The sequence below is a fragment of the uncultured Frigoribacterium sp. genome, from assembly GCF_963515265.1.
In the GTDB taxonomy this organism is placed as follows: domain Bacteria; phylum Actinomycetota; class Actinomycetes; order Actinomycetales; family Microbacteriaceae; genus Frigoribacterium.
This window is the reverse complement of sequence record NZ_CAUPYL010000052.1, coordinates 1-13,749: the sequence shown is the minus strand read 5'-3', so window position 1 is coordinate 13,749 and position 13,749 is coordinate 1. Positions and strand designations below refer to the sequence as shown.

Genomic DNA, 13,749 nt, shown 5'->3' with positions numbered 1-13,749 from the left:
GCCCGGCGCTGCCGGCGCTGCCGGCGCTGTCGGCGCTGCCGGCGCTGCCGGCGCTGCCGGCGCTGCCGGTACTAGCCCGCCGCTCGTCCGCCTCCCTGCCTCCGCGTCGAGGAATCAGGTGCCGGCGTCGACGCTGGACTCGGGACCGGGCTGGGCGGCACAGGTCGTCGTCGACGCCTGAGTCCTCGACGCCGTCGACGCCGTCGCCGCAACGCGCGACGGCACCGCCGCGCGGGCGGCCACCTACGCGAGGGGGCGCCGCGACTTCGGCATGCGCGCGATCACCCGGTCGTACGAGTTGCCCACGAGGTCCTCGACCATCGTCGCGGGCAGGTCGCCCGACAGGTCGAGCGTGATCCAGTGCCGTTTGTTGAGGTGCCACCCCGGAGTGATCTCGGGGTGCTCGGCACGCAGCTGCTCGGCGTGCTCCGGCACCGCCTTGAGCGAGACGGACGGCTGGTCAGTGTCGACGGGCACGAGGGCGAAGATCTTCCCGCGCACCTTGTACACGGCGATCTCGAGCCCGAACGGGAACGTCAGCTCGGCAGAGGGCTGCTCGGCGCAGATCGCCTGCACCTGCTCGGTCGTCGTCGCCACGGGCCCAGGATGCCACGCGCCGCAGGATGCCACGCGCCGCAGGTCGTGGCGAGGAGGCGCCGGCCAGGTCTCGACACTCTCGCCGCCGACGGCACGGCCGGGTGGTCGCGACGCCGCGCGACCGCCTACCGTCGTCGACATGATCAGGGAACTCCTCCTCGTCCGCCACGGCGAGAGCACCGCGAACGTCGCCGCCACGGCCGCCGAGGCAGCCGATTCCGAGACGATCGACGTCGACGAGCGCGACGCCGACGTCCCCCTCAGCGAGAAGGGGATCGAACAGGCGCGCGCGCTCGCCTCATGGCTCGACGGCCTCGACCCGGGCGCGGTCGCCGGGGGCGACGGAGGCAGCGGCACCGCCTTCTGGTGCTCGCCCTACCTGCGTGCCCGACAGACCATCGAGACGGCGGCGGACGAGGCCGGTCTCGACCCCACGATCCGCGTGGACGAACGACTCCGCGACCGCGAGCTCGGGGTGCTCGACCTGCTGACCCGTCGCGGGGTCGAGGTGCGGCGCCCCGAGGAGGCGGCGCGACGACACCGGCTGGGCAAGTTCTACCATCGTCCGCCCGGCGGTGAGTCCTGGGCCGACGTGGCCCTCCGCGTCCGCTCGGTGCTCCGCGACCTCGACGACCTGGCCGACGAGACCGACACCCAGCGCGTCGTGCTCACCGCGCACGATGCCGTCATCATGCTCGTCGTCTACGTCTGCACCGGGATGAGCGAGGAGGACCTGCTCGAGTTCGCCCGCGGCAACACCGTCACGAACGCCTCCGTGACCACCCTGCGCCGCGAGGCGGGCGCCTCCTGGTGGACCCTCGACCGCTTCGCGGACGTCGACCACCTGGCCGAGCAGGACGCACCCGTCACCGTCCACGAAGGAGACCGCGATGTCCGACCGCACTGAGCACGTCATCACCCCCGAGCTGCTGCGCGACTGGCCCCTCCCGACCGCCGGCGACGGCAAGTACTCGCGAGGGCAGGTCGTCGTCGTGGGCGGAGCAGCGCGCACGCCCGGTGCAGCGATGCTCGGCGCGCTCGCAGCGCTGCGCGTCGGCGCGGGTCGTCTCACGCTCGCCGTCGCCGGCTCGGTCGCCCCGCACGTCGCGGTGGCCCTGCCGGAGGCGGGCATCGTTCCCCTGGGCGAGACCCCGGAGGGGCATGTGGTCGGCTCTTCGCTGGGGGCCGCGGCCGAGGACCTGCAGGGCGCCGACGCCGTGCTCGCCGGGTCGGGGCTCGACGACGCCGACGAGGCCGAGGCCCTGGTGCGCCTCCTGCCTGACCTCGTGGGGGACGAGACGGTGGTCGTCCTCGACGCGTTCGCCCTCGGGGTGCTGCCGCGCTGCGGGGGTGCGGTCGACCGGCTGCGCGGCCGACTGGTCATGACCCCGAACACGAGCGAGGCCGGCCGGCTGCTCGACCGAGACGTGGACGACCTGCCGAGCGACCTGCTCGAGATCGCAGCCCGGTGGGAGGCGGTGGTCGCCTGCCAGAGCCTGGTCGCGTCCCCGGACGGGCGGCTCCTGCGCTCGGGTGCCGGCCACGTCGGCCTGGGCACCTCGGGCAGCGGGGACGTCCTCGCAGGGGCCGTGGCGGGGCTCGCCGCCCGGGGGGCCACGCCGGCACAGGCCGCGACGTGGGCGACCCACGCCCATTCGTCGGCGGGCGACCGGCTGGCCGTCGGAGTGGGGCCCCTCGGGTTCCTCGCGAGCGAGCTGCTCGCGGAGCTGCCGCGCGTGCTCGTCGAGGTCGGCTCCTAGGCCGAGGAACGCGCGTCAGGCCACGCCGGGTCGCGTGTCGTCGTCGCCGGCGCCGCGTCGTGGAGCGGCTGGATGGGGAGCCCAGACGGCGGCCGCGGCCGCCGCCGTGTTCGCGGCCGTCAGGCGTTCGTCAGCTCGCGCTCTGCCGGTGTCGCGCTCCGCGCCTCCTTGGCGGACGTTCCGAGCCGGTCCTTGAGACGGAGGGCAGGGCCCTCGACGAAGCGGTGCGAGAGGTACGCCGTCACGACGGACGCGGCGATCACGGCCACGACGCCGAACGCACCGGGGACGACGGGGGTGATCAGCGCGATGAAGACGACGTGCCACAGGTAGATCGGGTACGAGAGAGCCCGGCCGAACCAGGCCACGGGGCTGAGCGAGAGCACCCGGGCGGGGAGCGACGGCCGGGAGACCAGGCCGCCGATCAGCAGTGCCGACGCGATCGCCACGCCGGGCAACATCACCGTGAACGTCGTGACGCTCTGCTGCCAGCCGCTGCCGATCACCGCCAGGGAGCCGACGACACCGGCGAGGCCGACCCAGGTGGCGACGCTGCCGAGGCCTCCGCGGAAGAGCGCCTGCCCCTTCTCGGAGCCCATGACGAGCGCCAGCCCGCAGCCGAGCAGCAGGGGAGCCACGTTCAGCACCGGGCTGAAGTAGATGTCGGGCGTGGACCCGCCCCCGGGTGCCTCGAAGAGGAAGCCCGACGCCACCACGGAGGCCACGACGAGTGCGCCGAGCACGGCGACCATGACCCGGCGTGTGGCGACGACCGCGATGAGGAGCATGAGGAGGGGCGGCCAGACGATGTAGAACTGCTCCTCCATCGAGAGGCTCCACATGGGCGAGAAGACGCCCTGCGACTCGCCGAAGAACGAGCGGGCGACGTTGCCCGTGTAGGTGAGCGCGACCGCGGCAGCGCCGAGGGCGCTCATGGTCGAGCCCTGGTAGTCGCCGATCAGCCACCACAGGGCGGCGCCGACGACCACCACGGCGAGCAGCGTCGGGTAGAGGCGCAGGATGCGCCTCACCCAGAAGCGGCCCAGGCGGATGCGGCCTGTGCGGGCGTGCTCGCCGAGGAGCAGCGTCGTGATGAGGTAGCCGGAGAGCACGAAAAAGACGTTGACGCCCACGAATCCGCTGCCGAAGCCGGGCACGTGCAGGTGGTAGAGCACCACGAACGCGATGGCGACCGTGCGCAGGCCGTCGAGCGGCAGGACGCGGTCGCGGCGCGTCGATGTCGTCGGAGAGGCGAGGGGCATCGGGCCAGTCTGCCTGGCGGACCTCCGATCTGCCCGGGTGCGGTCACCCCGGGGCGGCGAGGTGCGCGGGGCGGACAGGCGCGTCGTGCGCGTCGAGGGGGCAGGCGCGTCGAGCGCGTCGAGCGCGTCGTGCGCGTCGAGCGCGTCGAGCGCGGCGAGGGGGCAGGCGCGTCGGGCGCGTCGGGCGCGTCGACGATTCAGGAGGCGGTGGCGAGAGCGGGCAGGGAGCGTGCCGGGACGGCGACAGGGCGTCGGCGACTCCTGAGTCGTCGACGCCCTGTCCGAGGGCGCTGCGAGGCGCGGACCTCGCGTGACCGTCAGGCCGAGGGAGCCTCGGCGTGTGCGCCCGAGCCGTCGCGGGTCTCCTGACGGGAGCTGCTGCCGTCGCCGGCTCCGGCTGGCCGGCCGTGGCCCACTCGTCGAGGCAGGGCGAACACCAGCGCGAAGGCGACGAGCGCGAACGCCGCGCTGACGCCCATGGCCGCGGCGGAGGCGTCGGTGAAGCCCGCGGCGCGACCAGCCGCCGTCGCCAGCTCGCGGCCGCCGGGCAGCGACCCGAAGAGCACGCTGCCGATGATGGCGATGCCCACGGCCGAGCCGATGCGCTGGATGGCGGAGATCACGGCGCTGGCCGAGCCGGCGTCCTGCGGGTCGACCGTGGCCACGATGAACTGCACGTTCGGGGCGATGAAGAAGCCGTTCCCGAGGCCGGCCACCAGCAGCGGGACCAGCAGGATCCAGTTGGTGAGGTCGGCCGGCTCGACGACGAGGAGGATGATCCACATCGCTCCGAGCCCGATCGTGACGAGCGCCGTGCCGAGCACGAGCACGTTGCGGCCGAGCTTCTGGGCGAGCTGGTTGCTCTGCGACGACGAGATGATGCTGCCGACCGCGAACGGGATGGCGACGGCGCCGGAGGCGAGGGCGCTGTTCCCGAGACCCGACTGCCAGAGCAGCGAGATCGTGAAGAAGATGCTCGTGAAGGCCGCGAAGTAGACCAGGGCCAAGACGACTCCGCCTGTGAACTGCGGGTGGGAGAACAGCTTCGGGGGCACCAGCGGCGTGCGTCCTCGGCGGGTGTAGGCCACCTCCCACAGCCCGAACAGCACGAGCAGCACGAGGCCGCCGGCGATGCTCAGGTAGGTCCACAGGGGCCAGCCCTCGTCCTGTCCCTGGATGAGCGGGACGAGCAGCGCGACGAACGCCGCCGACACGAGCAGCAGGCCGAACCAGTCGAGCCCGCGCTCGGGGCGAGGCACGGACTCGTCACGACGGGGGAGCAGCACGGCGGCCGCGATCAGCGTGATGATGCCGAAGGGCAGGTTCACGAAGAACACGAGACGCCAGCCGTGCTCGTCGCCGAACGCCTGGATGAGCAGTCCGCCGATGATCGGACCGAGGGCCGACGAGACGCCGATGACGGCTCCCATGATGGCGAAGGCCTTGCCGCGCGACCGCCCCGGGAACAGCAGCTGGATGAACGCCGTCACGGCCGGCACGAAGATGCCGCCCGCGAGCCCCTGCACGACGCGGAACACGACGAGCTGGTGGTCGCTCGTCGCCACGCCGCAGGCGAGGCTCGCGAGCGTGAAGAGCAGCACGCCGGAGAAGTAGACCCACTTGTGCCCGATGCGGTCACCGATGCGGCCGGCCGGGATGAGCGTCAGTCCGAAGGCCAGCGCGTAGCCCGAGATGATCCACGAGAGGGTCGACTCGGAGGCGTCGAGGTTCGTCCTGATCGTCGGCAGCGCGACGTTGACGATCGTCGTGTCCAGCAGGGCGATGAACATGCCGAGCAGCAGCGCCGACAGGGCGAGCCACGACTGGCGGGGGATGGCGGGCGCCGGGGCGGCTGCCCGGGCGGTGGCGTCGGTCATGGAGATGCCTTTCAGGGGGCAGGGTCGGGTGCCCGGCGGGTGGCCGGAAGAGGGAGACGGGAGTCGAGGAGGCGGTCGTCACCGACCGGGGGAGCCGGGGGTCAGTGCGTGCCTGGCCCCCGCCTCCTCGTCGGCGACGATCTCGGGGAGCGCGTCCACGAGCGTGTCGTGCCAGTCGAGCTCGGCGCGGAGCCGGTGCTCTCGGTGCGCCATCGCGTGCTTCTCGGCGACGGAGAGCCAGGGGCTGGCGCGACGGTGGTGCTCGATCTCGTCGTCGAGGAGGCGACGGACCGCTCGGCGGCGTTCGTGGACCGTGTCGATCAGGTCGTCGATGGCATCGGGGTCGACGCGGGTCAGCGCGAGGTCGAAGGGGTCGGGCCGCAGCACGACGGTCTCGAGCGCGTGCCGGCGGGAGTCGGCGAGGGCCGTGCGGCCGTCGTCGGTGATCGCCCAGACCTGTCGCTCGGGGAAGTTGCCCTCGCGCTCGGTGCGGACGGGGGCGAGCAGGCCCTCGGCGGCGAGGCGCTTGAGGGCGCCGTACAGCCCGCCGACCGAGATGTCGGTCCACTGGTGGACGTGTTCCTGCTCGGCCTGGAGCTTGAGCTGGTGCCCGTGCATCTCACCGTGGCGTGCGAACGAGTCGAGCACGAAGAGGCGGATGGAGGACACCGAGGTACTCTCGCACGAGTAGTCGTTCGTGTCAAATAAAGTGCAGGCCACGCAACCTCGGGGTCACTGCGAGGTCACTGCGGGGTCGCCGCGGGCGCGCTCAGGCGTCGAGCAGGCCGGACGCGTCGGAGACCGGGCTCCGGGCGCTCCGCCCCGGCCACCGACGCCGCCGATGCCGACGCCGACGCCGACGCCGACGCCGACGCCGCGAGCGGAACCGCTGACGCAGCCGCCGCCGCGCTGTCGAGGACTCAGGCGCGGGAAGCGGCGAGCTCGGCGACGTCGCGCATCACGGGCGCGAGCGACGGCGACTCCTGATCGCTCAACAGCAGCGCCGCGCGCTCGGGAGCGAGCCCGGCGAAGCACTCGCCGATGGTGACGCCGTGCCCGGGGCGCGAGACGACCCGGAGGTCGTCGCCCGCCGAGACCTCGCCGCCGACGACCACCTTGAGGTAGGCGCCGGGCCTGCCCTCTTCCTGGAACCGCCGTACCCAGCCCCGTTCGCCGAGTCGACGCGCGAACGTCGCGCACGGAGTCCGCGGCATGGTCACCTCGAGGACGAGACGCTCGCCGACGGCCCACCGCTCGCCGATGACGGCGCCGGTGACGTCGAGGCCCGACGTGCGGAGGTTCTCGCCGAACGAGCCGGGAAGCACCTCGCGGCCGAGGAGGTCGGCGAAGTGGTCGGCGTCCTCGTCCGCGAAGGCGTACACGGCCTTGTCCTCGCCGCCGTGGTGGGCACGACTTGCCTGGACGTCACCCCGCAGGCCGAGCTTGCGGACGGGCACCGGCCCCGTGACCGGTCGTTTGTCGATCGCGGTCACGCCGACGCTGCCGGAGTCGTCGAGCAGAGCGTGGACGCGGCAGATCGCGGTGACGTGGGGCATGGGGCCATCGTGCCCGAGACCACGACCCTCGACAAGGCGGACAGCGCACGGCGGGCGCGCGAGACACGGTGCGGCGGCGGCGTGCCTCCGGGCCTGCGACCGTGTCGACGTTCGTCAGCGCGTGACTGCCTCGCGGGCGTGGAGCAGCCCCAGCTCGGACCGTCGGGGCAGGCCCTCCCAGTCCCCGGCCGCCAGGCAGACGAACGCCCCGACCGTCACGGCGGTCTGCAGGCGGGTCGGTGCGTCGTTCCCGGCCGCGAGCTCTGCGAGGTAGCCCGCGACGAACGCGTCTCCGGCCCCGACCGTGTCGTGGGCGACGATCGGCACGGCCTCCTGCGTGACGAGCTGGCCGTCGACCATCGCCACGGCACCGGCCGCACCGCACTTGACCACGGCCTGCCGCGGACCGAGCTCGGCGAGGCCGCGAGCCAGTGCAGAGGCAGCGGCCGCGGCATCGGAGGGGGAGCCGGCGGCGGCGTCGGTCACGAACGACGCCGAGGCGGCCGGTCCGAGCAGCATCGCGGCTTCGTCCTCTCCGGCGAAAAGCACGTCGCAGCCGGCTGCGAACTCCCGGCAGAACGTCGCGGCGTCGTCCGTCGACCACAGGGCACGCCGGTAGTTGACGTCGAACGACACCAGGACCCCCGCCTCACGGGCGACGTCGGCGGCTCGGCGGACCGCCTGCGCCGCTGAGCCGGAGAGCGCCGGCGTGATGCCGGTCACGTGCAGCACGTCCGCCGAGGCGATGGCCGCCTCGTCGAGGTCGGCGGCCGACAGACGCGATCCGGCGCTCCCGGCCCGGTAGTAGGTGACGTTCTGCGAGGTCGAGGTCCGACGTTCCTTGATCATCAGGCCGGTCGCCGCGCCGTCGTCGATCGTGACCCGGGCGTCGACGCCCTCGGCGCGGATCTCCCGAGCGACGAGACGGCCGACGGAGTCGTCGCCCACTCGGCCGAACCAGATCACGTCCACGCCGAGCCTGCTCAGGCCGATGGCGACGTTGGACTCCGAGCCGCCGATGCCGAGCTGCATCGTGCTCGCGTGGGCGAGCGGCCCCGGCTCCGCGTTCGAGAGCAGCCCCATGGTCTCGCCGAGCGTCACGACCCGTGGCCGCCTGGTCGAGCTGCAGGAGGCGGCGGTCGCCTCCCTCATCGCGCCTCCCCGGCCTCGTGGGCCAGCCCGACGACGCGGCGTGCACGCTCCTCGAGGGCGCTCGCAGCGCCTCCGGCGAACGCGTCACGCAGGAGCGGACCGCCGAGGCTCACGGCGAGGGAGCCCGCGCGGATCCATGCCGGGACGTCGTCGAGCTCGATGCCGCCTGACGGCACGACCTCCAGCTCGGGGAAGGGGCCGCGCAGCTGCCCCAGGTAGCCGGGCCCCACCGTCGAGGCGGGGAAGAGCTTGACCGCGGTTGCGCCCGACGCCCAGCTCGACCAGAGCTCGGTCGGCGTGAGGCCACCGGGGTAGAAGGGCACGCCGCGGCTCGTGATCGCGGCGGCGATGGCCGGCGACGTGATCGGCGTCACGATGTAGGAGGCGCCGTGGTCGACGGCGGACAGGCCCTGCTCGACCGTGGTGACGGTCCCCACGCCGATCTCGGCTGCGTCGGCGAAGCGCCGGGCGAGCTCGGGCAGCACGGCCAGGACACCTGGCGTCGTGAGCGTCAGCTCGATGCTCTGGATGCCTCCGCGGACGAGGGCCTCGACCACGGGCTCGAGCTCCCCGGCCGTGGGCGCGCGGAGCACGGCGATGACGCGCGATCCTCGGAGAGCAGCTGAGGCGGGCGTCCGGCCACTCGGGCCGGTCAGGGCCTCAGCGGCCGTGGACGTGCTGCTGACGGTCATCGTGAGTCCTTCGCGCCGGTGCGGTGGTCATGACCAGTATGACCCGAGGCACGGGAGAAGGCTGACCCGCGCGGGGCCCGGGCCTGAGCTCGCTGCCGCTGGGCGAGCTCTCGGCGGCGGGACCAGCTGTGGTGTGCCTCGTCGGGCCGACGACGTGGCAGGCGCCACCGTCGGCCAGGTCGCGAGCGTCCGTGCGTCGACCGGCGTCCGGTCGCGTCGTCCCGCCCGCGGCCCGGACCTGGTGTCCGTCCGGTCGACAGGTCGTCGCGGACGCGCGTGCGCGTCGGCGGCACGGGCCCGGCAGCCGTCCCGTCACGGTGCATCAGGACCGCCGCCTCGATCGCGGCCAGGACGACGTCCCAGTGCTCCGTGATCAGGTCGTAGCTGAGGTGCACGGGGATCCGCCGGCGGATGAAGGTCGCCATGTCCTTGCTGACGTCGGCGTCGAACCGGTCGGCGTGCCACTTTCGCCCGTCCGTCTCGACTCCGAGCACACCGTTCACGACCAGGTCGGTGTGGCGGCCGAAGCCGACGGGCACCTGCGAGGTGACGTGGAAGCCCGCCCGCCGGAGCCGCGTGCGCACGACGCTCTCGAGGATGCTCTCGCTGTCGGCGTCGACCCAGTCGGCGATGCCGCGGGCGTCGGCGGGCAGACGGGCGAGGACCCCGGAGAACTCGGCGTCCGAGAGGCGCGCCTGGTGGAGGGCCCAGTCGCAGAGCGCGACCGCGATCTCGAAGTCCTCCTCGAGGACTGCGCGGACGAGGGCGTCCGCGATCGAGACGACGGCTACGCCGCCTCGCTCGCGGACTTCGACCGGATCCCACACGACCCGTGATCGTCGACACCGACGGAGCCGCGCGGCGTGGGGCGGGACGGAGACGCAGACCGTCTCTGGACGATCCCACATCCAACCGCCGAGGTGGAACAGGGCGGAGGCGCCCGTCAGCCGCCCGCCGACCCGGACCGCCGTGACGCGGTCGTCGTCGAGGGGCAGGTTGCTGTACCAGCCGAGGCGCGGCCGATGGAGGTCGCCCGACCGCACAGCCCTGGTCAAGTCGCGATCCGTCGCGCCGGCCCGGCGGAGCTGCTGGCGGGTGGCGAAGCCCCCGGCGTCGCCGACGATGTCGGTGAGGGTGCTGGTGTGCATGCCGACACTGTCGCGCGGCGTCCGCTCTCGCCGCCGAGGGCCGGCGGGCCGCTGGGGACGGCCGTGGTTCGTCGGGGGGCTGAGGAGGGATCGCCGACCCGACGTGCCGGTGCGGCCGTGCTGTCGACGAGTCAGGTCCTGGCGCCCGCCCGACCCCGGCTCGGCGCGTCGTGACCCGGTGACCGACTGCGTGTCCTGATCCGTCGACAGCGCCCCGGCGGCGACGGCGTCCGAGGGACCCGCCGAGCGGACCTCACGAGCGCGGGGGCGCCCTCGGCGCCCTCCGCGCCCTTGACTCCCCTTCGAGCCCGTTCCTAGGGTGGAAGTGCGCGGTCACGGGAGACCAGCGGCCGTCGCGCACGATCCACACGTCGAGGAGGACGCATGCAGATCGACCGCAGGGGGCTGCTCGTCGGGGCGGCGGGGCTGGCAGGCGTCACGGCGCTCGCGGGCTGCGCGCCCCGCGCAGAGCGGACCGAGATCGGCGACTGGCCGACCGAGGTGGGCGACGAGCCCGTCACGATCGACTGGTGGAGCGCCAACATCGCCACCAACGAGGGCGGCGACCTCCGCCCCCGCCTGATCGAGGAATTCAACAGGCAGTACCCGAACGTGCGGATCAACCTCGTCGCGGCGCCTGCCGACACCGACACGAACCGCACGACCCTGACGACCCAGATCGCGGCCGGCTCGCAGAGCCCCGACGTCATCCACGGCGACATCGCCTGGCCCGGCCAGTTCGCCGAGAACTCCCTCGCCACGCCCCTCAGCACGCTCGTCCCGGACGACTTCTGGGACCAGTACCCCGAGGGCCTCCGCTCCGCCGCGAGCGTCGACGGCGAGTACTACATGTTCCCCGTCTACATCGACAACTCGTTCCTGGTCTATCGGCAGGACCTCCTCGACAAGCACGGCCTCCAGGTGCCGGGGTCGTGGGAGGAGGTGGTCGAGACGAGCAAGGCGCTGATCGACACGGGGGACGTCGACTACGGCTTCGTCTTCCAGGGCAACGTCTACGAGGGCATGACGTGCAACGCGGTCGAGTTCGTGGCCGACGCCGGCGGCCGCTTCACCGACGAGGACGTGACCGAGTCCACGGCGACGAGCTCGGAGGCGCGACGCGGGCTGGAGTTCATGGCCTCGCTGGTCTCCGAGGGCGTGACGCCCCGCGCCTCCTTGACGTACATCGAGCAAGCGAGCCTGGACGCCTTCACGACGGGGCGGGCGGCGTTCCTCCGCAACTGGTCGTACGCGTACGACACCGCGAACAGCCCCGAGGCGTCGAGCGTCGCGGGCAAGATCGGCATCCGCTCGCGACCCGGGTTCGACGGCACGGACGAGACGCACACGACGATCGGCGGCTGGGGCAGCTACATCAACCCGCACACCGCGAAGCCGGCCGCGGCCCTGGCGTGGGCGCGGTGGCTGGCCGACGAGGACGCCCAGCAGCTGATCGTGCGCGAGGGCGGCGTGATCCCGGCGCGGACCGCGTCGCTGACGAGCCCCGACGCGAAGGCCGCGGCCAAGCCGCAGTACGCGATCGCGGCCGACTACACGCTCGTGCCGAGGCCGACCGCGACCGCCTTCTACCCGAAGGTCTCGCAGGGCATCTACGTCAACGCGAACTCGATCGCCGCCGGGCAGTCGGCCGTCGAGACGGGCACCAGCCGGATGCAGCGGCAGATGGACGTGGCACTCGCCGGGCAGGCACTGTGATGAGCGTTCAGGAGGAGACGACGACGACCCGCCCGGACACCGCGCTCTCGACGACCACGGGGCCGCCGACGCCTGAACGCTCAGCGCGCACCTCGCTCGCCCGCACCCGCAACCGCGCCGCGTGGCTCTTCGCGAGCCCGGCTCTGCTCGTCATCCTGCTGGTCACCGTGTTCCCGGTGATCTACTCGGTCGTGCTCAGCTTCGCGCGGGTCACGATCGACTACGACGGGTTCCAGGTCGAGGAGTACACGCTCGCCAACTACGGCGCGCTGCTCCAGAGCCAGGACTGGTACCGGGCCCTCGGCTTCACGATCCTCTACACGGTCGTCACGGTGACGATCGAGCTCGTGCTCGGCATGCTGTCGGCGCTCGTGCTCGAGCGGCTCGGCGTGACGCGGGGCTGGATGCTCGCCCTTCTGCTGATCCCGTGGTCGCTCGTCACGATCGTCTCCGCGCAGCTCTGGAAGTACATCTACGACTCGACCTACGGCATCGCCACGTGGGGGATCGCCCTGGTCACGGACAGCCCGCCCGTGATCCTCGGCGAACCGGTCAGCGCCGCGGCCGCGCTCATGGTCGCCGACATCTGGAAGACCACGCCGTTCGTCGCGATCATCCTGCTCGCGGGCCTGGTGATGATCCCCGACGAGCAGTACGAGGCCGCCGAGCTCGACGGCTCGAGCGCGTGGTCGACTTTCTGGCGCGTCGTGATGCCGCAGCTGCTGCCGACGTTCACGATCGCCGTCCTGTTCCGGGTGCTGCAGGCGTTCGGCGTCTTCGACCTCCCGTTCGTCCTCACCCAGGGAGGCCCCGGCACCTCGACCCAGACCCTCGCGATCATGGGCTACAAGGTGCTCTTCCAGGACATCAACATCGGCCCGGGAGCCGCGATCGCCACGTCGACCGCCCTGATCGTCGGGCTCGGCTGCCTGCTGTTCCTCCGGGCGTTCCGCAACCAGGCGAAGGGAGGCGACTGATGGCCCGCACCAAGATCCGCCGCGGCTGGCGCCGCTGGGTCAACGTGGTCAACATCGGCGGCGTGCTCATCGCCCTCGTGACCGCGATCCCGCTCTACTGGCTCGTGGTGTCGTCGTTCAAGACGGCTCCCGAGGTCGCGGCGTCGCCTCCCACGGTCGTTCCCCGGACCTGGACGCTCGAGAACTACGTCACCGCGTTCGTCTCGAACGACCTCGCGGTCTACATGCTCAACAGCGTGATCGTGGCCGTCAGCACCACGGTGCTCGTCCTGGGGCTCGCGCTCTTCGCCGGCTACGCGCTCACCGGCCGCAAGCTCAAGGGCGGCACCACGATCATGACGACCCTCTTGATGCTGTCCGTGTTCCCCGCGATCGCGGTCCTGACGCCGATCTACCTGATCGAGCGGCAGCTCGGCCTGCTCAACAGCTACCCCGGCCTGATCATCCCCTACGTCGCCTTCAACCTGCCGTTCGCCATCTGGATCATGCGCAACTACCTCGCCGGCATCCCCACCACCATCGAGGAGGCGAGCGAGATCGACGGCGCGTCGCCCCTCCGCACCGTGTTCTCCGTCATCCTGCCCATGTCGAAGCCGGGCCTCTTCACGGTCGGCGTCTTCACGTTCACCGCGTCGTGGAGCGAGTTCCTCATGGCGCTCACCTTCAACAGCGAGACGTCGTTCCGCACGATCCCCGTCGGCATCGCGCTCTTCGGCACGCAGTTCACCGTGCCGTACGGGGCGATCTTCGCGGCGTCGGTCTCGGCGACCGTGCCCATCGTGATCCTGGTGCTGATCTTCCGCCGGTCGATCGTCTCCGGACTGACGTCGGGGGCGGTCAAGGGCTGAGACGAGGAGGCGCGGGCCCGGTCGCGTCGAGGACTCAGGCACCCGAGGCGGTCGGCGTCGCCGGACCGGCCCGGGGGCCGGTGCGCGGTCGTCGTCGCCTGAGTCCTCGACGGCCCTGGGCCGGCACCGCCGTGCCGGCGCCGATGTGCCGGCGCCGATGTGCC

13 protein-coding genes are annotated in these 13,749 nt (G+C 72.5%); 5 read left to right on the top strand and 8 right to left on the bottom strand.

The window, feature by feature from the left end:
• Positions 1–243: 243 nt before the first annotated feature.
• Positions 244–597, bottom strand: coding sequence for an MmcQ/YjbR family DNA-binding protein (locus tag RWM17_RS06715; RefSeq protein WP_314102235.1), 354 nt, complete (start codon positions 595–597; stop codon positions 244–246).
• Between the two features lie 139 nt (positions 598–736).
• On the opposite strand from RWM17_RS06715, the gene RWM17_RS06710 reads away from it, so the two are divergent.
• Both RWM17_RS06710 and RWM17_RS06705 read left to right on the top strand, forming a co-directional pair.
• On the top strand, positions 737–1,504 hold the full coding sequence (locus RWM17_RS06710) for a histidine phosphatase family protein (RefSeq protein WP_314102234.1): 768 nt from the start codon (positions 737–739) through the stop codon (positions 1,502–1,504).
• On the top strand, positions 1,488–2,357 hold the full coding sequence (locus RWM17_RS06705) for an NAD(P)H-hydrate dehydratase (RefSeq protein WP_314102233.1): 870 nt from the start codon (positions 1,488–1,490) through the stop codon (positions 2,355–2,357). Before RWM17_RS06710 ends, RWM17_RS06705 begins: the two co-directional genes overlap by 17 nt.
• A gap of 119 nt (positions 2,358–2,476) precedes the next feature.
• Here the strand turns inward: RWM17_RS06705 and RWM17_RS06700 are convergent, their stop codons facing one another.
• The 7 genes from RWM17_RS06700 to RWM17_RS06670 all read right to left on the bottom strand — a co-directional run bounded on the left by RWM17_RS06700 (position 2,477) and on the right by RWM17_RS06670 (position 10,044).
• On the bottom strand, positions 2,477–3,619 hold the full coding sequence (locus RWM17_RS06700) for an acyltransferase (RefSeq protein WP_314102232.1): 1,143 nt from the start codon (positions 3,617–3,619) through the stop codon (positions 2,477–2,479).
• A 317-nt stretch (positions 3,620–3,936) separates the two neighbouring features.
• Positions 3,937–5,496, bottom strand: a complete 1,560-nt coding sequence (locus RWM17_RS06695; RefSeq protein WP_314102231.1) for an MFS transporter — start codon at positions 5,494–5,496, stop codon at positions 3,937–3,939.
• Between the two features lie 78 nt (positions 5,497–5,574).
• Complete coding sequence (locus RWM17_RS06690; RefSeq protein WP_314102230.1) at positions 5,575–6,165, bottom strand: PadR family transcriptional regulator; 591 nt, start codon at positions 6,163–6,165, stop codon at positions 5,575–5,577.
• Positions 6,166–6,416: 251 nt separating this feature from the next.
• The gene (locus tag RWM17_RS06685) at positions 6,417–7,052 is read right to left on the bottom strand and encodes an MOSC domain-containing protein (RefSeq protein WP_314102229.1); all 636 of its coding nucleotides are present in this window, start codon (positions 7,050–7,052) and stop codon (positions 6,417–6,419) included.
• A 114-nt stretch (positions 7,053–7,166) separates the two neighbouring features.
• Positions 7,167–8,204: a sugar kinase gene (locus RWM17_RS06680; RefSeq protein ID WP_314102228.1), complete on the bottom strand. Its 1,038-nt coding sequence runs from the start codon at positions 8,202–8,204 to the stop codon at positions 7,167–7,169.
• Entirely contained in the window at positions 8,201–8,896 is a 696-nt protein-coding gene (locus tag RWM17_RS06675; RefSeq protein ID WP_314102227.1) for a bifunctional 4-hydroxy-2-oxoglutarate aldolase/2-dehydro-3-deoxy-phosphogluconate aldolase, read from the bottom strand. The genes RWM17_RS06680 and RWM17_RS06675 overlap by 4 nt, the downstream gene beginning before the upstream one ends.
• Positions 8,893–10,044 (bottom strand): type IV toxin-antitoxin system AbiEi family antitoxin domain-containing protein, encoded by a 1,152-nt coding sequence (locus RWM17_RS06670; protein ID WP_314102226.1) that lies wholly within the window; start codon positions 10,042–10,044, stop codon positions 8,893–8,895. Before RWM17_RS06670 ends, RWM17_RS06675 begins: the two co-directional genes overlap by 4 nt.
• A 384-nt stretch (positions 10,045–10,428) precedes the next feature.
• Here RWM17_RS06670 and RWM17_RS06665 point away from each other — a divergent pair, with 384 nt between their 5' ends.
• Genes RWM17_RS06665 through RWM17_RS06655 form a run of 3 tightly spaced genes read left to right on the top strand, consistent with a single transcriptional unit; the run spans position 10,429 to position 13,585 of the window.
• A complete protein-coding gene (locus RWM17_RS06665) occupies positions 10,429–11,760 on the top strand; it encodes an extracellular solute-binding protein (protein WP_314102225.1) in 1,332 nt (443 codons plus the stop codon).
• The gene (locus RWM17_RS06660; protein WP_314102224.1) at positions 11,760–12,737 is read left to right on the top strand and encodes a sugar ABC transporter permease; all 978 of its coding nucleotides are present in this window, start codon (positions 11,760–11,762) and stop codon (positions 12,735–12,737) included. Before RWM17_RS06665 ends, RWM17_RS06660 begins: the two co-directional genes overlap by 1 nt.
• Positions 12,737–13,585, top strand: coding sequence for a carbohydrate ABC transporter permease (locus tag RWM17_RS06655; RefSeq protein ID WP_314102223.1), 849 nt, complete (start codon positions 12,737–12,739; stop codon positions 13,583–13,585). Before RWM17_RS06660 ends, RWM17_RS06655 begins: the two co-directional genes overlap by 1 nt.
• Positions 13,586–13,749 lie beyond the last annotated feature (164 nt).

What these genes read in the sequence shown, in the direction of transcription:
- RWM17_RS06710 (WP_314102234.1), top strand. Translation starts at nt 737, where the DNA reads ATGATCAGGGAACTCCTCCTCGTCCGCCACGGCGAGAGCACCGCGAAC.
- RWM17_RS06705 (WP_314102233.1), top strand. Translation starts at nt 1,488, where the DNA reads ATGTCCGACCGCACTGAGCACGTCATCACCCCCGAGCTGCTGCGCGAC.
- RWM17_RS06700 (WP_314102232.1), bottom strand. Translation starts at nt 3,619, where the DNA reads ATGCCCCTCGCCTCTCCGACGACATCGACGCGCCGCGACCGCGTCCTG.
- RWM17_RS06695 (WP_314102231.1), bottom strand. Translation starts at nt 5,496, where the DNA reads ATGACCGACGCCACCGCCCGGGCAGCCGCCCCGGCGCCCGCCATCCCC.
- RWM17_RS06685 (WP_314102229.1), bottom strand. Translation starts at nt 7,052, where the DNA reads ATGCCCCACGTCACCGCGATCTGCCGCGTCCACGCTCTGCTCGACGAC.
- RWM17_RS06680 (WP_314102228.1), bottom strand. Translation starts at nt 8,204, where the DNA reads ATGAGGGAGGCGACCGCCGCCTCCTGCAGCTCGACCAGGCGGCCACGG.
- RWM17_RS06675 (WP_314102227.1), bottom strand. Translation starts at nt 8,896, where the DNA reads ATGACCGTCAGCAGCACGTCCACGGCCGCTGAGGCCCTGACCGGCCCG.
- RWM17_RS06670 (WP_314102226.1), bottom strand. Translation starts at nt 10,044, where the DNA reads ATGCACACCAGCACCCTCACCGACATCGTCGGCGACGCCGGGGGCTTC.
- RWM17_RS06665 (WP_314102225.1), top strand. Translation starts at nt 10,429, where the DNA reads ATGCAGATCGACCGCAGGGGGCTGCTCGTCGGGGCGGCGGGGCTGGCA.
- RWM17_RS06660 (WP_314102224.1), top strand. Translation starts at nt 11,760, where the DNA reads ATGAGCGTTCAGGAGGAGACGACGACGACCCGCCCGGACACCGCGCTC.
- RWM17_RS06655 (WP_314102223.1), top strand. Translation starts at nt 12,737, where the DNA reads ATGGCCCGCACCAAGATCCGCCGCGGCTGGCGCCGCTGGGTCAACGTG.